Source organism: Acinetobacter sp. C32I (assembly GCF_023702715.1).
Lineage (GTDB): Bacteria > Pseudomonadota > Gammaproteobacteria > Pseudomonadales > Moraxellaceae > Acinetobacter.
This window is the reverse complement of the sequence record NZ_CP098480.1, coordinates 1,160,573-1,182,081: the sequence shown is the minus strand read 5'-3', so window position 1 is coordinate 1,182,081 and position 21,509 is coordinate 1,160,573. Positions and strand designations below refer to the sequence as shown.

Genomic DNA, 21,509 nt, shown 5'->3' with positions numbered 1-21,509 from the left:
ACGCTATAAACTCCAGCTTCTTGTCATCAAGTAAAATTCATACAATCGTAATTATTAAACATTTTGGGTCAATAAAATATCTCTAACCTGTTTATATTCGTTCAATCGCTCGAAATCTTTGGCTGTTGGCGATGAAATTCGAGACAAGTCCATATTGTCAGTGATATCTGCCAATTTCACAACACGTGCCAAAGGGTTTTGTACAGTTCGTTGCGCGGCCTGTATTCGAGATTCACCATGTTGTTTGGTGAGTGCGATGATGGCTTCGATAATCTGTGCCTGGAATCCTAGCGCTTGTAAATCTTCAACGCGAGTATTGGTGTCTTCCAAGACATCATGTAAAACTGCAATGATTTTGTGTTCAATACTGGGTACATTCAGCATCACTCTGAGCGGGTGTAAAATATAGGGTGCATTGGCTTTGTCAACTTGGCCTTCATGTTGTTTTGCTGCGAATGCAATGGCTTGTTCAAGTGTTGCCATCAGCTGAATCCTCCTATGCAAGATAGATTAGCGCGTCATATTCTTTTAAACTAACTGAAATTTTTAACGCTTTATTATTATGTCATATCAACTCATCAACATTGCCGATGCGACCCAAAACATTGTATGTCCTTATTGCCAGCATGCTGTCCTCGACTGGGATCAGGAGCAATATATTCAACCGTGTGAGCATACGCTATTTATGGCAATGGATTTGGGCTTTGAGTTTATTGCAGATCGCTTTGAAGAAGTTTTACCACAATCTGTCGATGAAATTCACGAAGATCCGAACATGAATATTTTTGCTAGTGTTACTCAAGCTCACTATGCCGACATGCACATTTATAAAGCAGATTTAGGTGTGGAAGGGTTATTCCGCTATGTTGGATTTAGTCAACATTAAAATCCTTCCAATAAAAAAGCCAATCATTTGATTGGCTTTTTGCTTTACAGCTTATGCTTCAGGAGCAGGGCTGTACTGTTCAACTAATGGCTTTAATTCGCCATTTTGGAACATTTCAAGCATGATATCGCTACCACCGATTAACTCGCCATTGATCCATAATTGTGGAAAAGTAGGCCAGTTCGCAATTTGTGGTAAAGTTGCACGAATATCTTGATTTTCCAAAATATTTACATAGGCAAATGGACGACCAATTTGGCTAAGTGCTTCTACTGCTCGAGCAGAAAAACCACATTGCGGGAATTGTGGAGTGCCTTTCATGTAAAGTAAAACAGGGTGTTTCGCAATTTGATCACGAATTAACGCTACTGTATCACGCGCTTGTTCCGTCATAGATAGATCCTCTACTAATCTCCCTGCATTATACCTAAAAAAAAGCGTGGCGGAGGATTGCAAAAGATTTTTCTTATATAAATGTGAGTTTAGGCTTTCAATCTACGCAAGTTTTTGCTTATATAACTTTTTTCACCACAACTAATGATAGATTGAGTTTGTTATGACTAATATCACTCTTGCTCCTGTGCAACCTGATCAACCATCACATCTTATGGCGACTTATGGCCGCCAAGCGATCAGCTTTGTACGAGGACGAGGGGCGTATTTATATACGGCAGATGGTACAGAATATTTAGATGCACTTACAGGGATTGCAGTATGTGGCTTAGGGCATGCACATCCTGTGATTGCAGAGGCGATTGCTGAACAGGCTGCGACATTGGTACATACCAGTAATTTATTTGAAATTCCTTGGCAAACGGCAGCAGCACAAAAACTGGCTGAAGTGTCAGGTATGCAAGAAATTTTCTTTTCCAACAGCGGTGCTGAATCAAATGAAGGTGCGATCAAAATTGCACGCAAATTTGGCGCACAACAAGGCATTGCCAATCCTAAAATTTTAGTTGCTGAACAATCATTCCATGGTCGTACTTTGGCAACCTTGTCTGCAACAGGTAATAAAAAAGTTCAGGAAGGTTTTGCACCTTTGGTTGAAGGTTTTATTCGCGTGCCCTTTGGTGATGTTGAGGCAATTCAAGAAGCAGCCATCAACCATCCAGATATTGTTGCCATCCTGATTGAACCAATTCAAGGTGAAGGTGGCGTCAATACTGCACCACAAGGCTTTAGCTATCTGGATGATGTTCGCGCTTTATGTAATCAACATAACTGGTTGATGATGTTGGATGAAATTCAGACTGGGAATGGCCGTACAGGTAAATACTTTGCCTATCAACATACCAATATTGTTCCTGATGTAATGACCACAGCCAAAGGTCTGGGGAATGGTTTCCCTATTGGTGCGGTGATGACTCAAGGCAAAGCAGTAGGTTTGCTGGGTGCAGGTAGCCATGGTTCAACTTATGGCGGAACGGTATTGGGTTCACGTGTGGTTTATACGGTATTGGACACCCTTGAAAAAGAGAAGGCTGTTGAAAATGCAGCCGTAGTTGGTGCTTATATTGTTGATCAATTAAGCGCTCAACTGGCCGATTATAACGTGCAAGTACGTGGTTTTGGGATGATGATCGGTATTCAATTACCAAAAGACTGCGCTGAACTGGTTGCGATCGCACGTGATGAATATCAATTGATTGTCAATGTTACTGCGGGTTCAGTCGTCCGTTTATTGCCACCGTTGAATATGACACAAGCACAAGCAGATGAATTGTTAAAACGTCTTGTGCCTGCTATTCAAAATTTCCTTAAAGCTTAACGAAACAATATCTATTAAAAAAGGGCAATCAACTTGCCCTTTTTTATGTCTGATTAAATCTTTAACCAGAGATATATTGTTGCAGCTGTTCAATCAGAATCCGTTGATCGTCCATTGCGGCTTTAACCAAATCGCCAATGGAGATAAAACCGACAAGCTTCTCTTGATCGAGTACAGGCAAGTGACGTAAGTGACGATCAGTCATCAGGTTCAGGCATTCCTCTACCGTATGGTTTAAACCTACAGAAATGACCTTGGCCGTCATAATGTCAGCAACAGGGGTGTTGTTTGAAGAACGTTCCATCAAGGCAATCTTACGGGTGTAGTCACGTTCAGAGAAAATTCCAACGACTTTCTCATTTTCGGCAACGACTAAAGCACCAACACCTTTTTCTGCCATAATTTTAATTGCTTCAAGTACAGTCGCATTCGGTGAAATGGTGAAAATTGATTGTACTGCTTTATTCTTGATGACTTGAGCAACGATTGTCATTGTTTATCCACCTGTGTTGTATTGTCATTTTCATTTAACTTAACGGTATTTTTTTTAATTGCAAAGCCCTAATTTCTTTTCAATGATAACTTTTTCTCATGAGTGTCTAAAAAGTCAGCATTGTCATCGGCAGAATGATTAAACCGTCACTGCTGATTGATGTGGCATAAAGAAGAAATGCTGCATTTGCTGGGTTGAAAGTTTAAATTTGCGGTGTGAAGAGTTAAACAGCGCAGGTTCAACCTGTAAACGGGTTAAGGTCGGAAGCAATGACTCATGGAAATCTTTTGGCGTAATTTTACGTGGTGTGTAGTTTTTCCAGTGTGCTTTTGCATAGCGATGGGCTTGAACACCATTCAGCCAAAAGGGGAATACGTGACCATCTTGATCCGATTTGATTGCCCAACCTTGATGGTATAGCCCCCAAAGAACACCACAATACATCATTGTTTTTAGAATTGAAATTTTAAACATCAACTCACGTGAGACTGGCTGGAAATGGTTAAAACGGTACATGTTATTAAACTAATATTCTTAAACTTATGTTTTATTATAAGAAATATAGATGGCAGTTATGTTTAAACAATTGATCTAAATCGTAAGCAAATATTGTTGCGACTTGGAACGCCACCTGAGCAAGACAATGCGATTAAGCTTTGACGTAGTGCAAGTAAGAAATGTGAAAGGATGGTGTTAATACGTTTTATGCAGGTATTAAAAAACGCCACCTAGGTGACGTTTCTTTATGCTTGTAAGGTTGCCATTTTCTGCCAATATTGGGCTTTCAAGGAATCACGTTCTACTCGGAAGCCTTGATAATACAATTCTGCTAAAAATAATGCCGCTTTGCCGTGACCTGCTTTCGCTACTTCTTCAAGTTCTTTCACTGCATCTTGGAAGTTTTTTTGCGATTGAATTGTATTCACCGCATTTGCATATACATGCTCTAGTTCATGGTGTGTAAATTGTTGAATCATATAATAACTCCTTATTTTAATTATGATTACCGCAAATTCTATTCAAAGATACTCTACTTTGAATTTAAGCTACTTTAACTCTGAATTATTAAAGTAATATGACAAATTGATGGAAATGTCAAATATATTAAGTATCTTTGCTTAAATAAAAGCTTACACGATTAAACATTAACCACAAATAATTTTAAGTAAAATCAAAGTGAGAATAATAGAAAAGGAGAATAACATGTCAAATGTCATTGATGGCGTAACTGTGGATGTTCCACCATTAGAGAGTCAAATTATTGCTTTAGCTCATCATCATCGTCAATTGCTTGATGAAGCCATTTTCCATCAAGAAATTCACTTAGGTGATTACTGCTTGGCACAGCGTAAACGTGTGTATGACTTTGCCAGCCATTTAAGTCCAGAGCAAAAAGATCAGTTCTATCGGATCTATGATGGAGAGTTAAAAAATATTGCAGATGATGATGATTTGCATCCTGCTGATGCTGAAAGTGGCGTAGGGATGTTTGCCATTTTTATTACCTTGGTCATCATTGCATTTATTCTATATTTCGCTTTTGTTCGTTCACTTATTAGTTAATCTAAGCAAAGTTATATACGTTCAATAAGTTGTGGAATTGTGACTTATTGAACGTTGTACTTGTTCTAAGTGAATCAGAGACATACACTACCTCTAACTCGAGGTAGGTTATGTTGTCTATAATTTCTAAGCATAAAGTGATGCAATCCAAATTAGGATTCAAGTTAGACCAATTTTATAATGTTTTGGTCGGTATTATTATTTTGTCTATTTTTATACTCGCGTATAACGCATTACAACGTCCAATCAATACATTGCAATATCAGAAAATAGTTCAATATGCACAGCAAGCCAGTCATCCAAGAACACAGCATCTGGCTGAAGAGGTGTTAACACATGCTTCAATTCGCCGTGTGGATTACCTCAAGCTGTTAAATGCCTATCAATTTGAGTCGAATCGGATTAAACAATATCCAGCAATGGCAAAAGAAGATGAATGAGTTTTAAGCGACTCATTTCTATTGATAAATGAATGGTTTGTCACGGTCGGGAAAACGAAATCAATTTATGCTAGACTGACCGTCTTTTTTAAAGCTGCTTTAATCTCAAGGAATCGACATGCAACAGCAATCGAATATGCAAAATAAATTCTTGATAAATGCTGATATCGGCGATGACGATGTCACATTACCGAGTTTACCTGCTGTCGATGTTCCCATTATTGAGCCAGCTGTACAGCAACCAGTTGAAACACCTGTAGCAGCACCAGTTGTTGAGCAGCCTACATCGGTCGTTGAAGAAGAAACCAAATCAACGGGTTTCTTTGGTCGTATGAAAGATGGTTTGACTAAAACCCGTCGTAGTTTTACCGATGGCATGGTCAATATCTTAATCGGTGGTAAAGAGATTGATGATGAATTGCTGGAAGAAGTTGAAGAACAATTATTAATTGCAGACATTGGTGTGGATGCGACTAAAACCATCATTGCAAACTTGACTGAACGAACAGCACGTGGTGATTTGATCTATTCACACGCATTGTATAAAGCACTGCAAGAAGAATTGGTGGCTTTACTTGCACCACGTGTTAAACCCTTACATATTGATCCCAATAAATCACCGTATGTGATTTTGATGGTTGGTGTAAATGGAGTGGGTAAAACCACAACCATTGGTAAGTTGGCTAAGCGTTTACAAGGTGAAGGCAAGAAAGTCATGTTAGCGGCGGGCGATACCTTCCGTGCGGCAGCCACTGAGCAACTGCAAATTTGGGGTGAGCGTAATGACATCCCTGTGGTTGCGCAAGGTCATGGAGCAGACAGTGCTTCGGTTATTTTTGATGCTTTTGAAAGCGCGCGTGCCAAAGGTATTGATGTGTTGATCGCGGATACTGCGGGGCGTTTGCAGAACAAAGCCAACTTGATGGAAGAGTTGAAAAAAGTAAAGCGTGTGATGCAGAAGATTGATGCAACTGCGCCGCATGAAATTATGTTAATTGTTGATGCTGGCACAGGGCAAAATGCGATTAATCAGGTTCAACTGTTTGACGAAGCCGTTGGCTTGACAGGGATTACCATTACCAAACTGGATGGTACGGCAAAAGGCGGCGTGTTATTTAATATTGCAAGTCGTACCCATGTGCCGATCCGTTATATCGGCGTAGGTGAAAAAATTGATGATTTGCGTCCTTTCTCTGCAAAATCATTCGTTGCTGCATTATTTGAAACCGATAAGTAGTTTTTAAGATAAATAAAAGCCGATTTTTCGGCTTTTATTTTTTTACAAAGTTATTTTCAAAAAACTAATAATTTAAAAAAGTAATTGAGATGAAATTTTTATTAAAACCTTTAGCCGCTACCATTTTAATCTGTTCTTTTACAACAACAACGGTATTTGCATATACAGAGGCTGTCGGAATAAAAGCACTCACTGAAGCTGCCGAACAAGGTGATGTTGAAGCACAATATAATTTGGGTGCGATGTATGCAGACGGCGATGGGGTTGAGCAAAACGATGCGAAAGCTTTTGAATGGTTTCAGAAAGCTGCCAATCAAGGAGAAGCATCCGCTCAATATAACTTGGCAGTGATGTATGACAACGGGAAAGGCATCGAAAAGGATATAAAGCAAGCTTATTATTGGTATTTTAAGGCAGCTGAGCAAGGGGATTTGGACGCACAGCATCATTTAAGAATGTCTTATTTACTAAAGCAACTCGATCAATCTGCACAGAAAAGATATAAAATGATTTCAAAAGACTGGGTGATTCCTGTTGTTGATGCTGAGGAAGCAAGTGAGGCAGATTCTGAAGCAGATTAGTTAGAGGTCGCTTCAACTGTTTCAAAAATAAAACGATCTGTCATGTTTTTTAGACTATTCCTAAAAAATACGTCGTTATACACTACATTCAATCCAAGATAACGCCCAAAGGGCACAAAGGTAGGAATAACAACATGAGCAACTTCTTAAATAGCATTAAATCACGCCGTACCATTTATGCAATTGGTAAAAACCTTAGCGTTGACCAAACTAAAGTTGAAGAAACCATCCGTGAAGCGGTAAAACAAAGCCCGTCATCATTTAACTCACAAACTTCACGTGTTGTGACTTTGTACGGTGAATCGCATGTTAAATTTTGGGAAATCGTACGTGAGACTTTACGTAAAATGGTTCCAGCAGAAGCGTTTGCAAATACAAGTGCGAAAATTGATAGCTTTTCAGCTGGTTTTGGTACCGCGTTATTCTATGAAGATCAAGATGTTGTAAAAGGTTTACAAGAACAATTTGCATTATATGCTGATAACTTCCCAGTATGGTCAGAGCATTCAAGTGCAATTGCTCAGTTCGCAACATGGACTGCTTTGTCAGAAATTGGTGTAGGCGCATCATTACAGCACTACAACCCAATTGTTGATGCAGAAGTTGCGGAAACTTTTGATATTCCTGCAAACTGGAAACTACGTGCTCAGCTTGTATTCGGTTCAATTGAAGCAGCGGCAGGTGAGAAAACATATATGGATGATTCTGCACGTTTCAAGACTTTTAACTAAGTTAAAAGCAGCATCAATGAAAGAGCACTTTTGAGTGCTCTTTTTTTATGTAAATTGCAATATTCACCAAAGTTAAAATCGATTCAATAAAGACGTGCCAGAATAATATTTGTAATGAACATATGAAAAGATCTATGAATTTTCAATCTATAGAAAATGAGGTAACGGATAAAGGTGTGAGTCTATTAGGATAGAATCTTCTTCAAACCAACTAGACCCTACATAGGGTAAACGCTATTTATATACTATCGTGGTCAAAGTTTAAGTAGATCGTAGAAATTAAGGCTCATCAAAAGGTGGACTTTTTTGTTGTCTTGTTATTTTCATAATAGTTTGCTTTTATTGTGGCTCGGATTAATAGGAACTCATCATGAAAGAAGCAATAGAACAATATCGCCAAGAACGAGCAACATTAGAACATGAGATTTCAGACTTCCTTGAGATGAAATTTGCAGAATTCAAAGACAAGACCGGTGCTGAAGTCATTCACCTTGAGGTAGAGTTTGATTCCACTGATGATGAAGATGCAGAGTTCTTTATTTCGAGTGTGTTTATAGGAACTGATCTTTAATTGAAGCAAGAGATAAAAACCTCCCTCGGGAGGTTTTCTTTGTTTGGGATATTTACTTTACTTTTAAAGAAAAAAATAACCAAAATTATAGCAGCATCAACGTTGAGATTGCGCGTTATGATTTATCTGTTTAATCATAAGCTTTTGTTTTTAATGTTTATTTGAAATATTTTAGAATAAATATTAAAATATACACTTGTCTTTATTTATTTCGTGTTGAGTATTTTTGGTGAAAAAAATAGTAATTCTTCTTATAAGTACGGTAATTTGCGGTTCGGTGTATAGTGCAGATGATATCTTCAATAAAGATAAATCACTTTTAATTCTAAATAATGAACAGCCTCATAAAGAGTTCGATAATAGTAGTGAACAATTTGATTTTTTTGAATCAATGAAGCAGCAAGAACAAGATCGTATCAATCAACGCAATTACGATTTAGCGCAGGCGCATGAAACACAACAGCACACATCCAATATGAGTCCTCATGATAGGTCTCAATATTATCTAGAACATAGACATTTCGATGCATTGAATGCTCAAGGACATGAGCAACAGTTCAACTCAATTTTAAAGGCGAAAAACAAAGGTTTAATTTCCGAAAAAGACTATCAACAGAAAATTGTGAAGCAAAACCCGTTACCTTCAGCACATGGGACTAATCAACTTAGATTTTCAATCCCAATCGGGGAGTAAGCGAGTTAAGGGTTAAAGCTCATCGAAAGATGGGCTTTTTTGTTGTCAGGAACTTAAGTAAGGTTTAACCCACCATCGGCAATTAGAATTTCCCCTGCCAGGTAGTCTGAAGTCACCAACATTGCCACTAAATGAGCAATATCATTGGGTTTTGCTGCTTTACGCATAGGTGAGCGCTTATTCCAAAGTTCATGAGCAGAAGTCCAATTTTTTGTCAAAGGCGTATCTACTAAACCTGGAGCAATTGCATTTACTCGTATATCAGGCGCAAGAGATAATGCAAGCAAGCGAGTCATATGGTTTAGTGCGGCTTTAGATGTTGCATAGGGTATAGATGCTCCCTTGGGGCGGAGACCGGCGTGTGAGCTGATATTAATGATACAAGCAGCTCGACCATTTTGAGCTGATTTTCTCAAAGCAACTTCTGCTTCAGCTATGAGTCTAAATGGCGCTATGACATTGACTTCATGTAATTCATGCCAGATGTCTGGTGATGCAGGTATTAAATCATCATGCGGAATAATGCGATTGATACCAGCATTGTTGATCAGCACATCTAATTGGCCTTTCCAAGATACAGTTTCATGGATAAGTTTTATCCTCTCCTTATCATTTGATAAATCTGCCTGAATGTAAATTGCATTTCCTAATTCAGCAGCTAAGGCCAGTCCAGTTTCAACCGAGTTGTGTGAATGAATAACTAAAGCATAACCATTCTTAGATAATCTGCGGGCTATCGCGGCACCAATTCCAGATGTAGAGCCAGTAACAAGTGCAACAGGTAAGACGTTTTTTAAAGATTGATGCAAAAAATTGCTTCCTATTAAATTAATTGTTCGTTATCTGATCGAAAATATATGCGATTTAGTATATATTCTATACACTTATTTATAACGAATGCATTATTAAAAAAAGGCATATTTTATGAAAAAAATATTAGGCTTATTAATTTTACTAACTACGTCAGCTTCTATTTCTGCACATGAGAATCCTGACAAAAAAGGGAAATGCTTTGAAGTGCGTGGAAAAAATATTACAACTTCTTGCATTATTTCATCAGGTGGTGGTGCAGGTGGTATGTATACCGCATTAAAAATAGGGAAAAAGGAGTATCTAATTGAAGAATCTACGATGAATCCTGATGTAGAAGAACGATCTTTTTCGTTAGGGCTTAATTCAGATTCAATGTTAAAAGCTCAAGAATATTATCGTGATGCAAAAACAAAGCAAGTGATTAAGACTTATAAAAGTGGATCATGGTTTTGTAGTAAACAGATCAATGGAAAATTAGATGTTTGCTATAATTACTGAGCAGAAATCGATTATGAGCATCACTTTGATGCGTTTTACTTGAACCCTAACTATGGTGGGGCTTTTTTAAATATAAAATTTTAGGTGGTGAACCTTCTGTAATATATGTGCTGCGAATGTCACATTCCAAGCAATTAAAAACTCAGATGGTGGGAAGGATTCTTCGTCAATCCCAATAGGAACTGCTTGTTTAAGCGGTTTTTTTACTTTTATATTAATGCCCGTGAGGACGCAACGATCTTAGATGTGGCCAAAGAGGTTAAGGGCTTTAAAGATAATTTTTAAATGCAATGAAACAATGGTTTAGTACTGCCTTGGGGAGGTTTTGCTCTAATCAGTCAAATATTTTTTGGACACAAGATCTGCAGCTGAGATTTGGAGAACAGTCGATAATTTAAGTTGTTGAAAAATATATAAACAATAAAATGCCAGTTTTTAAGAATTGGCATTTTATTACACCACTAAGAATGAAATATTACTTCAGTTTTAGACACTCGTTGGGTAAAATGTATTTATTGAAAATAGCATTATTTAAGATGTCTAAGTTCACAGGCCTGAGGTGTGGGAGGTATCATTTTAAATAGGAGTGTTAATGAAAGTTTTTAATTCTTTTTTAACTTTTTTCTCATGGTTTGTAGTTGCTTTTCCTGCTATAGCTTCTTTGAATTTTGATCCATTGTTTCTCCAGATTATGCTGTTTTTTTTCATTTTATTTTTTATTGTTAGTGGTAGGGCTAATGCTAATGTATTTTTTTATATACTAAGTTTTATATATATATTTGTTATTTATATTCCTCCATATATGCATTTTGTAGTGCCATATATGAATGGAGTAGCTTGGGGGAGATATTGGTTAGCTTGATTGATAAGAAGGTTCTTAATTTAAAGTCAATTTATTGGGTGGTGTTATATACATCTTTATATAGTATGAGCGCATTTTTTTTAATTAAGAAGCATAGATAGTATATCTTCGCTAGATCCCAAATAACTCTATGTTCATCTATAAAAATTCTTCAATTTCATTCATGGCAGCACTTAACTGTTTAACAATAAAGCACTATGTGGTTAGTTCGCCGCCGTGCTGCAGAAAGAGATCTTTTCTTAAAAAAGTAATTTATCACTACAGGCGCTCAGCGGTTTCATTGATCACTAGCGCCTGTATATTGTGTCTTTTACCTAGTTATATAGCCCACGCACAGTTTTTTCCATAACAATTGAAAAGCTTTTTTTATCTCTTTAGTATTTACTGAATTTATAATATTAAATATTCTTAGATTTATCCAAAATTCTTTGTATAACAGTACGAGTAACTGAAAAATATTTAGCTAAACTATATACGCTAAATCCACGTTTATACATTTCAAGGACTATAATTTTCTGTTCATTGGTTAAAATTTCTGGACGTCCAACTTTTCTATCAGTTTCTATGTTTTTAATGTTGGGAGTTTTAGTTTTATTTTCAAATTTTTTGCACATATTTAAGAAGTGGAGGAAGAGGATTTTTAACTCTCCTGTGATTTCATTTCTTGAGTACTCTAGACAAATTAATTTAATTCTTTTTTTATCAATCTTGTTAATAGTGTTGTGTATTTCTTCAAAACTACTCCCTAAGCAATCTAAACTTTGCACTATCAAAGTATCTTCTTGTTCTAAAGCATATTCGATTAAATTTAAAAAAGAGTTCCGATAACAAATAGATTTTTTAGCTAAAACCTTTTCAATAACTAATCTGTTTTTTTGTAAATTAAAACCAAAATCTTTAAGTGAAGAAATATATTTTGATTTTTCGATGTTACTATCTAAATCAACTCTAATGTAACCGTATGTACGCATTTCAAAAACTCTATAGTTTATAGATTTTAAAATAAAGTATTGCTGAGACTCTACATTTTTACTTGCTTGCAATACATTTACTTTATCAGCCTTACCTAGGTAGCTGCACAAAATTCATTTAGATAGAACTCTATGGGTTTTGTGCAGCCGGAAGAACGCCATGAGTTGTTAAAACTCATAGTATCTACAATATGTGATGCCCAATGCTCCCAGACTACTCGTCTGATGTACCCCATGGATTATCAATAGTAAATCGCCAGTAACCATCTACGCCTTTACGAATTACATCTGTACCTGTTCCACTAAGATTAATATCTTCATTATTAGAGTTTTTCCCTTTGATTGACCAGTCAACTATAAGTAGAGCAGTATCATCAGTGGCATATATTTGCTTTACCTTTCCTTGCATAGGCAGACCCAGTTTTAGGAAGTTAGTAATTAATTCAAAAAGTTCCGAACCCTTCACAAAATGTCCTGGTTTATTTGACATAATTGCATCGACTTCGTACATTGAAATTACTAAATTTGGATCTCCTGAATTAAAAGCTTCTATGAACTTTAAAGTATGTTCATGAGCAGTTTTTGACAAGTGATTGTTTTTCATTAAATTGATACCTAGCATGCGAGCTTTGCATATTTATTGGCAATAAATCATCACACGCGTGATTCCAACGTATGTTAATTCAATAAATACGAGTTAAATAAAGCCGATTGAGTTTATAAGTTTACATATCAACACTACTTTGGAAGTTCATTGGAAAAAGCATAAGTTGGTGTCTAATATATGTGTTTAATTTATAGGTTTTAATAATGTCAGTTCAGCCAAAAAAGGCTCATTTACCGCCAAGGTAGGCCAGATGATGTTACAACGTAATATTCACTTCATTATTTTTCCAGATGTTAATTTGCTCGATCTAAGCGGGCCTTTGCAGGTCTTTAGTACAGTTAATGATTTGATGGAGAAGAAAGGTGATCCTAAGCCGTACAATTTACATGTGGTAGCTTCAAAAGCGGGAATTGTAAAGACATCTGCAGCATTGCCGCTGATGGTTGAGCAGTTACCTGATAAGAAAGAATTATCTGATACATTCATTGTAGTGGGTGGTACAGGTGTGTACTCAGCAGTAAATGATGAGCTTTTAATGGAATGGTTAAAAGTTCGTGCTGAAAATTCAAGAAGAATAGCCGCAGTTTGCAATGGAGCTTTTCTTCTTGCTGCTTGTGGAATATTGAATGGGCGGCGTGCTGTAACACATTGGAGTACAAGTAGCGACTTTGCCCAAAAATTTCCAATGGTCACTTTTGAAAATAATTCTATTTTTGTTCAAGATGGCCCAGTTTGGACATCTGCAGGAGTTACAGCTGGTATAGATTTGGCTTTAGCATTGATTGGTGATGATCTTGGACATAAATTGGCTCTTGAAGTGGCGCGTAATTTAGTGGTATTCCTCAAAAGACCTGGAGGACAAGCACAGTTCAGCACTACATTATTTTTTCAGCATGAAACCGAACGTTTCTCTAAATTGTATGCTTGGATAGCAGATAATTTAACAGCTGATTTATCAGTAAATGCCTTAGCAACATTTTGTTGTATGAGTGAACGAAGCTTTTTACGTCATTTTTATAAAGATACTGGAATTACTCCGGCAAAAGCTGTACAGCAAATACGTCTAGAAGCGGTCACTCGGTTGTTAGTTGATACAGATCTTCCAATAAAACGTATTGCTGAGCGTTGTGGATTTAAGTCTGAAACGACTTTGCGTAGACGTTTCTTTGAATATTATGGGAATTATCCAAATGAATATCGCCGATATTTTACTTATTAGTTGCAATGTTTTTAAGAAATAATCGAATTTATAAACATAAAAAATCTGCTATGAATATGAAAATATTAATATTTTTAATCCTAAAACAAAAGTGCGTTGATGAGCTTTCTTATTCTTTATTAATGTTTAAGAATTAGATAAGCCTGTTGATTACGATGATTTGGCCCGAATAGCTCATAGCTATCACTTGAATTTGTAACATATTCAAAATAATATTCTATAGCCTATAATGTTTTCAAATTTAAAACTCTGTGGATAAATAAAGACAAGTCATAACTTGTCGCTAGTCAGGGTGTTTTTGGTCGGAATTTATGCGTTTAGTATTTTTTAATTGGATGCTAGATTTGTTGCATATCATTAAGTAAAGGGGGAATTTTCTCAATTAGAAAATCAAGAAAAACTCTGGATGCAGGTAAGGATCCACTTCTTGATGGGAAAATTATATGAAAATTACCTCTTGGTAATTGCCATTCTGGCAAGACTACAACTAGTTCTTTAGTAAGAATCAATTCTTTGCACCTTAATAGTGGTATCAATGCTATGCCTTTACCTTGAAGTGCAAGCGAAGTTAAAAGAGTTAAACTGGCAGCTTTGATGAATGGATCTACAGCAATAGTTAAGTTTTCTTCTGCATTGGAAAATGTCCATGCTTGATTTTCATTTTCAACATTACTTAAAAGCTTGAATTGTCCTAAATCATTAGGATGCTTTGGGGAGCCATGTTGATTTAAGTACTCAGGACTCGCAACTAAAACAGATTCAGTATAGCCAAGATGTCGCATGACTAAGTTGTGATCAGTATCTAAATTCTGTCGAACTCTAACTGCGATATCAACTGATTCTTTTAGAATATCAACTCGTTTGTTTGTAACGATAAACTTTATATCTACCTTTGGATATTTATCAATAAATTCAGGCAGAATAAGCGGTAATTGTCTTTCAGCCACTTCAATTGGGACACTTACACATATAGAACCTACAGGTTCATCCCGCAGCTGCTCAATTATGTCATAAACAGTTTGTGCTTCTAGCAACATAGACTGCACATACTGATAAACCTGCTCACCGATAGCGGTTAATTTTATTTGTCTCGCATCTCGTTGTAACAACTTTACATTTAAATTTTTTTCCAAAGTAGCAAGTCTTCGGCTTAGTTTTGACTTATGAATACCAGTTTTTTGTTCAACCTTACTGAAGCCGCCATGTTCAACGATTAAGGCAAAAATATATAAGTCATTTAAGTCTTTCATAAAATTATTACCATTTAATGTTTAATTGAGCTCATTGCAATATTACATGTTTTTATGTTGCAATTTTTGCAACATATGATCTTAATTTTGTGTCTTAAGCTTCAAAAATAAAACGAATACACTCTGTGAACTAACTTAGACCTTACAGGTGTAGAAGCAAATGAAACTGTTGCATTTAGATTCCAGCGCTCTTGGCGAATATTCAGCGACAAGAGAGGTTGGTAAAGCTGTTGTTGAAACATTGAAAAATCATGGTCCACTAGATGTAACGTATAGGGATTTACATGATGATCCTTTGCCACACTTCAAAAAGCACTTTGACTTAACTAGTCAAGAAGCACAAAACGATGAGTTTATTCTAAAACAATTTGAAAATACTGATGTTTTTGTATTAGGCGCTCCCATGTATAACTTGAGTATTCCAACAACTTTAAAAGCATGGATAGATCGAATTCTAATAGCAGGGCGTACATTTCGATATACAGAAAATGGTCCTGTGGGATTAGTAAAAGGTAAGAAGGTAATTATTGTAAGTGCTAGAGGTAGCGCCTATGGTGATAGCTTTCCAATGGATCATCAAGAGGCTTATCTCAGAGATATTTTTACATTTTTAGGAGTAAATGAAGTTCATATTGTAAGAGCTGAAGGGATGGCATTTCATTCTCGAACAGAGTCAATTGAAGAAACTATTAACCAAGTACGCGAAACTTTGGCACATGTGGGCTAATTGAGGATGGTATAAAATGAGCACAAGATTTGATCCTTTTTTTAACAATCTAGTCCATAAACCTAAAGTTTTTGCAGTGTTATCCGTTTTAATGCGTGCAATGATTTCAGTAATTTTTGTCTTATCTGGAACAGGAAAATTATTCCAATATTCCAATAATGCAATATATATGCAGTCTCAAGGAATTTCACTAAATTTATTACCCTTAGCAATTCTGGTCGAATTAGGTTGTGGGCTAATGGTCTTACTAGGGTTTCAAACCCGTATCGCGGCATTTCTTCTATTCGGATTTACTGTAGTTACAGCAATACTTTTTCATACTGGTTCAGATATGAATAGCCAAATAATGTTCATGAAGAATATTTCGATGGCTGGTGGACTACTTGCATTGGTAGTTTTCGGGGCTGGTGGATTAAGTATTGATCGAAATAAGCAGTAAGTATCGTAAGTAAAAGCTTTAAATCAACAAATTAGTAGTTATTCCTTAATGAAAATATGTACAAGGAAATCAGAAATGATTCTATATATACATCCACATGCTTGCTCAATGGCACCACATATTGCTTTAGAAGAGTCAGGATTGGAATTTGATATTGATGTTGTGGATCTACAAACAAAGAAGGCGATTAGTGGTTTAGATTTTTTAACAGTAAATCCAAAAGGTTTTGTCCCAGCCTTAGCACTTGATAATGATAGTGGCGTAGTACTAACTGAAGTAACTACAATACTAACGTATTTGGCTGATCAGGTGCCTGATAAAAACTTAATACCAAAAAAAAATGAATTACAGCGATATGAAATGATGAGCCTTTTATCTTTCATAAGTATGGACCTTCATAAGAATTTTTCGGCATTCTTTTATCCTGAACCAATTGAGCGATGGAAAGAGATCTCATTAGAAAAAATGTCGAGAAGTTTTACATACTTGAACAAGTTGCTAACAAATAAAGATTTCTTATTGAATGACTCCTTCTCAATTGCAGATATGTACTTATTTGTCATGTTGCATTGGTGTGATTATTTTTCTATGAGTTTAGATAAATGGCCAGAAATCAAAAGGTATAAAGCGAATATTCAGCAACTAGAATCTGTAAAAAAGGTACTGGCAATTGAGTCCAACCTTGCAATTCAAAGTTGAAGTTAGCTGATAAAAAACATTAGTTTTAAGACTAAACACGCATTGATGGGTGTTTGGTCGAAATTTATGCATATTAGATTTCGGTGCTGCAGTAAATTTCTCAACAGCCATCTCAAGGAAAAAATGTGGTGTTTGCTTATGAGAACAAGTAAGCCATTCATTTCTACGTTCTCTTGGAATCACGATGATTGTTCGTTTTTCATCGTTAGGAGCATGAAATTGCTTCATAAAAGGGTTTAGCATAGACATTGATCTAATTTCTTCGCCGTTTACCACAACATACTCATAAATACCTGCTACAGTGAAGGGAATTTGATCTTCTCGATATATTTCATTCCAATGGGGTTTAATGTCTATATATTTAGGTTCAAAGATAGTCTCAACTGGGATTAGATAAAATTGATTTTTCTGCTAGGCGTTCCTGAAACTTGGTTTACTTGCAACTGTCTCTGTTCGTGCATTGTATGTGTTTCGAACTTTTTTACATCATCGACCCATGGGGCTACTAAACCAAATCTAGCCAATCGCCACTCTATTGTTCCATGTTTTGAAAAATAGGATAGGTCCTGCATAGTTCGGAAAGATATTAGCTTTATAGTCAAATGTAGGCTCAAATAAATCCATCAAATGGACACGGTCTTTTGAGACAAGTCCGCAGTTTGCGCACATAAGATTCACCATTTCACTAAAACTATTTGCTTCCCTAAATTGTCAGTAAACTCAATAATAAGAGTATAGTAAAATTGAGTTTTTTCAGAGTTTTGCAGCAAGATAATTCACAATGATATATTTGTTTTATAAAACAAAATGTTAGATAAAGGCATTTTCTTTTGCCATATATATGCTGTATATATCTTAAATAAGCCGAATTGTTGCAATAGACAGTTTTGGTTTTTGTCATAAAATGGTCATAATCGCGGAGCATAGTGCTTACGATTTCATAAATTGTTTATATCGAGAAGAGTCTAATGTCTTTAAGAGTTGGTGTTGCTGCTTTCGGTTTATTATTAAGTAGTTCAGTTTTTTCAGCAGTCACAATCACTGCACCTGAAGAAATCGTGATTCTTGCTGTAAATGGTCAAGAAGTAAATACTGGATTAATTCCATCAAAGAAGAATAACTATCAAGTTGACCCAGGTAACTTGACTGTCAATGTACGTTATCGTGAATATTTTGAACACTTGAATGGTGAACATGACATTATCAAATCAGGTGTGGTTACGATTCAGGCTCCTGATTTGCAAGACAACCAATCTTATACTTTGGGTCTGGTAAATGCCCCTAAAGATTTTGAATCTGCAAAAAAATATGCGGATCAACCAACGGTTGCGCTATATGATCAAAATAAAAAATTGGTAGTACAGCAAACAGGTGCAAATAATGAAGCACAGCCTTGGTTTACAGGTAGTAATCTATTAAGTCGTACTTTGGATTTAACACAAAAAAATAAGAACGCTGTAAATCAACCTGCACCCGTCTATGCAGGGACAACAGCACAAGCAGTGGCTGCTGCGCCAGTAGCGGTGACAACAGCTGCAACTGTGGGTGCAGCAAAAACTACGGATCAACAATTGGCAGAATTGTGGCAGAAAGCCTCTAAAGCTGAGCGCCAAAAATTTATGGCTTGGTTGGCTGGTCAAACGAACTAATCTAAAACGTGATATGAAAGCCGATGTTATCATCGGCTTTCTTTTGTGTGGAATAAAATAAAAACGAGTTTGAATATTAGAAAAGTGAAGCTGGATGGTTTGGAACAATTACTTAAGCTGATTAATATCGCTTATAGAGAACAATCAGAACGTAGTTGGACAACTGAAAAAGCGTATGTGCAAGGCGATCGTATTGGTAAAGTTCAATTAGAACAAGCATTACAACAACCAAATTTCGAATTCTTGGTGGGGAGCTAGGTAATGATCAGATTGTTGCCTGCATTGGATTAAGTTTGAATGCTGATTGTATAGAGATAGTTTTTTGCTGTTGATCCAAAACTATAAAATCAGGGCTATGGGCGTGAATTGTTGAATCTGAAGATTGGTGATTGAGTCATGCATGTTCTAGATGTGCGTACTCTGAGCTGTTGGCTTACTATCAGCGTCGAGCTTACCAAGCAAATGGACGGAAAAGTGATTACCCAATTGGGGTTGATGTAGGGCAGTCACTTGTACTTATTCAACTGATTGAAATGAAGAAGATCTTGAGTGTATAAAAGAGCCTTGATTGCAACAATCAAGGCTCTATAGACAATGGTTCAAGCTTGGTTTTCAGTAAGCGATGGTGCTTGGTCAACTTTTTGCGTAGACCAAATTGAACCGACTGGAGCGGCTTGCGCACGATCTCTGGCTTGTTGGTAAAAGCGTATAAATACCAAAGCAAATAATAGTGCGATAACATCAATCCAAATCAAAGTTCCTGTTGAATGCCAAAGTCCTTGGATTGGAAACACATAGGCAAGTACAGAAGTCGCAGGAATTAGTAATAAAACCACTGCAATTGCGAAGAACAGTTGAGCTAAAGCTTTTGCTGCACCAATGGCAAAACTGTATACAATACAAGCAATAAATACCAAATAGTAGCTATATATAAACACATGGTTATGACTTTGTAATTGCAATGGTATGACATAGGCCCAGCGTCCAATCAACATACTGGTAAATATCGCTAACATACAACCTAAGCAAGCGCCTACGGTCAGATTGGCAATAAACATGACATCTTTACGCTGTTGTGGTGCTGGTAGGTTTGGGTTCTTCTGTTTACGCAAGCGAGTTTCAATCCACAGAATATTGCCTGAATAGAATAGATAAGCCCCACCTAAGCCAAAGATCAAATAGATCCAGCGAATTGGCTCACCACCATAATTACCAAAATGTAAGGCAAACATTGAACGAATCAGTGAAGCGGCTGAGCTTTCTTCAGTGGATAGGGTTTTGGTTGGGTAAGGGGTGTTTTGATATGGATTAAATGACATATAGTCGAAGGTGTCACCACGAAGCATACGATCAGGATGATATAAAGCAACAAAGGCAGATGCACGTTCAGGATTATCCAGCTGGTTAAAACGAATACCATCAATCCGATAATCAGGTGCTGCTTTTTGAATGTTGAGAAAAACCTTTTCTACATCGAGTTGCGGATTCGGCTCAACAATTTTAACGGCTGGTGGACGTTCAAATAGCGGCTTATCTTTCGAAACCAGTTGAGTGAGTGCGCCATAAAAAATATCATGAAAAGCAAAAACGACGACACTAACGCTAATGATGATATGAAAAGGCAAGCTGGTGATGCCAATGACATTATGCGTATCTAACCAAAAGCGTTTTTTGTTTTTACCTTTGCGGACTGCAAAATAATCACTGATCAGCGTGGGGAGTAACACGATTAAACCTGACATTATGGCAAGAAAGTATAAAACAGCCACAACGCCCATCACCATTACACCTGCGGTATGGTGTCCCATCATGCCAGGGATACCCGCAGTTTCATGCAGTTGTTCAATCAGCCAACCTAATTTAGATACATTTTCTTCTTTGGCAATCAGTTGTCCATTGTTATCGAGTGTTGCCATCATGCTTGTTTGAGCAATATCAACGCCATGATGATCTTCAGCTCCCTCATGTACTGCCTCCCATTGGATGGGTGCATTATGTCCTTCTGGCCAGTTAAAGCTTAAAGTGAATGCCTTTTGTGTTTCGGGGAACTTAGCTTGAACTTGCTCGACTAATTGGTTGTATTGGTTGGTTTGTATTTTTGCTAATTTTTGCTGAGGAGGAGCTGCCCATTGACTAAGTTGATGTTGAAACATCGTTAACCCACCAGCAAAAAAACAGATAAATAATAGAATACCTGCACTTATGCCAACCCATGTATGCAGGTTTTTGCCTGTTTTAATAATATCTGCACGAATTTTCATTTTAAGCTCTTATCCAAAATAACAGGGTATAAGCAAGGACATTGGCAATGCTGTAGATCACTAAGCTTTGCCAGCCTTTAGGTATGAAATAGGCAATAAAAAAGACGCATAGCCAAATCCATGGAATCGACCACATTCCTAATTGTGGGGCAATCGAAGAATCAGCATTAGATTTACTGAGTAAAAGAATGATTGCTCCCATCGCCATTGCAAAGCTGAGACCGAGAACAGCACCGACAAATGTTTTGGTCCACCAATCAGGTTGGAGTTTTTGTTTAAACATGTTCATTTAAGTTGGCCTTTTCATGAGCATAATGAAGGGGGCAAATGACCAAACGAACGTAGCAACTGCAAGCCAGATTAAAATAGCAACCAAAAGAGGTAAGCAATAAATCAAAATGCTTAACCCGATGAATAAGCCAACAAGTCCGAGGTAAAAGAATGGCCGAGACAACTGCTTTTTCAGAAAAATTTGATGGGTGTGGCTGAGATAGACACTCATACAGGCAAGCAGTGAAACCATGATCCCTAAGAGTTTTAAAGTCAT

At 36.8% G+C, this 21,509-nt stretch carries 28 protein-coding genes and 2 pseudogenes; 17 read left to right on the top strand and 13 right to left on the bottom strand.

Annotated features, from left to right (window positions below):
- Positions 1-54: 54 nt before the first annotated feature.
- Positions 55-483 (bottom strand): guanosine-3',5'-bis(diphosphate) 3'-pyrophosphohydrolase, encoded by a 429-nt coding sequence (locus tag NDN13_RS05820; protein WP_251117543.1) that lies wholly within the window; start codon positions 481-483, stop codon positions 55-57.
- A gap of 79 nt (positions 484-562) precedes the next feature.
- Between NDN13_RS05820 and NDN13_RS05815 the strand changes: the two genes are divergently transcribed.
- Positions 563-886, top strand: a complete 324-nt coding sequence (locus NDN13_RS05815) for a hypothetical protein (RefSeq protein ID WP_005188071.1) — start codon at positions 563-565, stop codon at positions 884-886.
- Positions 887-937: 51 nt separating this feature from the next.
- On the opposite strand, the gene grxD is transcribed toward NDN13_RS05815, so the two are convergent.
- Positions 938-1,279, bottom strand: a complete 342-nt coding sequence (grxD, locus tag NDN13_RS05810) for a Grx4 family monothiol glutaredoxin (protein WP_004639270.1) — start codon at positions 1,277-1,279, stop codon at positions 938-940.
- 163 nt (positions 1,280-1,442) lie between these two features.
- Here grxD and NDN13_RS05805 point away from each other — a divergent pair, with 163 nt between their 5' ends.
- Entirely contained in the window at positions 1,443-2,657 is a 1,215-nt protein-coding gene (locus NDN13_RS05805) for an aspartate aminotransferase family protein (protein ID WP_251117542.1), read from the top strand.
- Between the two features lie 61 nt (positions 2,658-2,718).
- On the opposite strand, the gene NDN13_RS05800 is transcribed toward NDN13_RS05805, so the two are convergent.
- From NDN13_RS05800 to NDN13_RS05790, 3 genes are all read right to left on the bottom strand, one after another.
- A complete protein-coding gene (locus NDN13_RS05800) occupies positions 2,719-3,150 on the bottom strand; it encodes a CBS domain-containing protein (RefSeq protein WP_251117541.1) in 432 nt (143 codons plus the stop codon).
- A gap of 138 nt (positions 3,151-3,288) precedes the next feature.
- Positions 3,289-3,666 carry a DUF2750 domain-containing protein gene (locus NDN13_RS05795; RefSeq protein ID WP_251117540.1) on the bottom strand — a complete coding sequence of 126 codons (378 nt, stop codon included), beginning with the start codon at positions 3,664-3,666 and terminating at the stop codon, positions 3,289-3,291.
- 227 nt (positions 3,667-3,893) lie between these two features.
- Complete coding sequence (locus tag NDN13_RS05790; protein ID WP_004653777.1) at positions 3,894-4,127, bottom strand: SEL1-like repeat protein; 234 nt, start codon at positions 4,125-4,127, stop codon at positions 3,894-3,896.
- A 226-nt stretch (positions 4,128-4,353) separates the two neighbouring features.
- Here NDN13_RS05790 and NDN13_RS05785 point away from each other — a divergent pair, with 226 nt between their 5' ends.
- From NDN13_RS05785 to NDN13_RS05755, 7 genes are all read left to right on the top strand, one after another.
- Positions 4,354-4,713: a hypothetical protein gene (locus NDN13_RS05785; protein WP_251117539.1), complete on the top strand. Its 360-nt coding sequence runs from the start codon at positions 4,354-4,356 to the stop codon at positions 4,711-4,713.
- A 110-nt stretch (positions 4,714-4,823) separates the two neighbouring features.
- Positions 4,824-5,153 (top strand): hypothetical protein, encoded by a 330-nt coding sequence (locus NDN13_RS05780; protein WP_070074914.1) that lies wholly within the window; start codon positions 4,824-4,826, stop codon positions 5,151-5,153.
- Between the two features lie 118 nt (positions 5,154-5,271).
- Positions 5,272-6,390, top strand: a complete 1,119-nt coding sequence (ftsY, locus tag NDN13_RS05775) for a signal recognition particle-docking protein FtsY (RefSeq protein WP_251117538.1) — start codon at positions 5,272-5,274, stop codon at positions 6,388-6,390.
- An 89-nt stretch (positions 6,391-6,479) separates the two neighbouring features.
- Positions 6,480-6,971: a tetratricopeptide repeat protein gene (locus NDN13_RS05770; RefSeq protein ID WP_251117537.1), complete on the top strand. Its 492-nt coding sequence runs from the start codon at positions 6,480-6,482 to the stop codon at positions 6,969-6,971.
- Positions 6,972-7,105: 134 nt separating this feature from the next.
- Entirely contained in the window at positions 7,106-7,702 is a 597-nt protein-coding gene (locus NDN13_RS05765; protein WP_251117536.1) for a nitroreductase family protein, read from the top strand.
- A 370-nt stretch (positions 7,703-8,072) separates the two neighbouring features.
- Positions 8,073-8,273 (top strand): hypothetical protein, encoded by a 201-nt coding sequence (locus tag NDN13_RS05760; protein ID WP_251117535.1) that lies wholly within the window; start codon positions 8,073-8,075, stop codon positions 8,271-8,273.
- 229 nt (positions 8,274-8,502) lie between these two features.
- On the top strand, positions 8,503-8,967 hold the full coding sequence (locus NDN13_RS05755) for a hypothetical protein (protein WP_251117534.1): 465 nt from the start codon (positions 8,503-8,505) through the stop codon (positions 8,965-8,967).
- A 53-nt stretch (positions 8,968-9,020) separates the two neighbouring features.
- Here the strand turns inward: NDN13_RS05755 and NDN13_RS05750 are convergent, their stop codons facing one another.
- Positions 9,021-9,776 carry an SDR family NAD(P)-dependent oxidoreductase gene (locus tag NDN13_RS05750; RefSeq protein ID WP_251117533.1) on the bottom strand — a complete coding sequence of 252 codons (756 nt, stop codon included), beginning with the start codon at positions 9,774-9,776 and terminating at the stop codon, positions 9,021-9,023.
- 115 nt (positions 9,777-9,891) lie between these two features.
- Between NDN13_RS05750 and NDN13_RS05745 the strand changes: the two genes are divergently transcribed.
- A complete protein-coding gene (locus tag NDN13_RS05745; RefSeq protein ID WP_251117532.1) occupies positions 9,892-10,278 on the top strand; it encodes a hypothetical protein in 387 nt (128 codons plus the stop codon).
- 592 nt (positions 10,279-10,870) lie between these two features.
- Complete coding sequence (locus NDN13_RS05740) at positions 10,871-11,140, top strand: hypothetical protein (protein ID WP_251117531.1); 270 nt, start codon at positions 10,871-10,873, stop codon at positions 11,138-11,140.
- Positions 11,141-11,538: 398 nt separating this feature from the next.
- On the opposite strand, the gene NDN13_RS05735 is transcribed toward NDN13_RS05740, so the two are convergent.
- Both NDN13_RS05735 and NDN13_RS05730 read right to left on the bottom strand, forming a co-directional pair.
- Positions 11,539-12,111 (bottom strand): recombinase family protein, encoded by a 573-nt coding sequence (locus NDN13_RS05735; RefSeq protein ID WP_251118174.1) that lies wholly within the window; start codon positions 12,109-12,111, stop codon positions 11,539-11,541.
- A 214-nt stretch (positions 12,112-12,325) separates the two neighbouring features.
- Positions 12,326-12,733 (bottom strand): YybH family protein, encoded by a 408-nt coding sequence (locus NDN13_RS05730; protein ID WP_251117530.1) that lies wholly within the window; start codon positions 12,731-12,733, stop codon positions 12,326-12,328.
- 235 nt (positions 12,734-12,968) lie between these two features.
- On the opposite strand from NDN13_RS05730, the gene NDN13_RS05725 reads away from it, so the two are divergent.
- Positions 12,969-13,937, top strand: a complete 969-nt coding sequence (locus tag NDN13_RS05725; RefSeq protein WP_251117529.1) for a GlxA family transcriptional regulator — start codon at positions 12,969-12,971, stop codon at positions 13,935-13,937.
- Positions 13,938-14,275: 338 nt separating this feature from the next.
- Here NDN13_RS05725 and NDN13_RS05720 read toward each other — a convergent pair whose 3' ends face one another.
- Entirely contained in the window at positions 14,276-15,187 is a 912-nt protein-coding gene (locus NDN13_RS05720; protein ID WP_251117528.1) for a LysR substrate-binding domain-containing protein, read from the bottom strand.
- A 160-nt stretch (positions 15,188-15,347) separates the two neighbouring features.
- On the opposite strand from NDN13_RS05720, the gene NDN13_RS05715 reads away from it, so the two are divergent.
- The 3 genes from NDN13_RS05715 (at position 15,348) to NDN13_RS05705 (ending at position 17,052) form a co-directional block, all read left to right on the top strand.
- Positions 15,348-15,914, top strand: coding sequence for an FMN-dependent NADH-azoreductase (locus tag NDN13_RS05715; protein ID WP_251117527.1), 567 nt, complete (start codon positions 15,348-15,350; stop codon positions 15,912-15,914).
- 16 nt (positions 15,915-15,930) lie between these two features.
- Positions 15,931-16,353: a DoxX family protein gene (locus NDN13_RS05710; protein WP_251117526.1), complete on the top strand. Its 423-nt coding sequence runs from the start codon at positions 15,931-15,933 to the stop codon at positions 16,351-16,353.
- A 75-nt stretch (positions 16,354-16,428) separates the two neighbouring features.
- Positions 16,429-17,052, top strand: coding sequence for a glutathione S-transferase family protein (locus tag NDN13_RS05705; RefSeq protein ID WP_251117525.1), 624 nt, complete (start codon positions 16,429-16,431; stop codon positions 17,050-17,052).
- Between the two features lie 51 nt (positions 17,053-17,103).
- Here NDN13_RS05705 and NDN13_RS05700 read toward each other — a convergent pair.
- A pseudogene (locus NDN13_RS05700) lies at positions 17,104-17,721 on the bottom strand (SOS response-associated peptidase family protein); the annotation flags it as partial.
- Positions 17,722-18,020: 299 nt separating this feature from the next.
- Here NDN13_RS05700 and NDN13_RS05695 point away from each other — a divergent pair.
- The gene (locus NDN13_RS05695; protein WP_251117524.1) at positions 18,021-18,701 is read left to right on the top strand and encodes a DUF2057 family protein; all 681 of its coding nucleotides are present in this window, start codon (positions 18,021-18,023) and stop codon (positions 18,699-18,701) included.
- Positions 18,702-18,758: 57 nt separating this feature from the next.
- Positions 18,759-19,258 (top strand): annotated as a pseudogene (locus NDN13_RS05690) (GNAT family N-acetyltransferase).
- 42 nt (positions 19,259-19,300) lie between these two features.
- Here the strand turns inward: NDN13_RS05690 and NDN13_RS05685 are convergent.
- The 3 genes from NDN13_RS05685 to NDN13_RS05675 are packed head-to-tail and all read right to left on the bottom strand — an operon-like array spanning position 19,301 to position 21,509.
- Positions 19,301-20,962 (bottom strand): PepSY-associated TM helix domain-containing protein, encoded by a 1,662-nt coding sequence (locus NDN13_RS05685; protein ID WP_251117523.1) that lies wholly within the window; start codon positions 20,960-20,962, stop codon positions 19,301-19,303.
- A gap of 1 nt (position 20,963) precedes the next feature.
- Entirely contained in the window at positions 20,964-21,251 is a 288-nt protein-coding gene (locus NDN13_RS05680) for a hypothetical protein (RefSeq protein WP_251117522.1), read from the bottom strand.
- The gene (locus tag NDN13_RS05675) at positions 21,252-21,509 is read right to left on the bottom strand and encodes a hypothetical protein (protein ID WP_251117521.1); all 258 of its coding nucleotides are present in this window, start codon (positions 21,507-21,509) and stop codon (positions 21,252-21,254) included. It abuts the gene before it with no gap.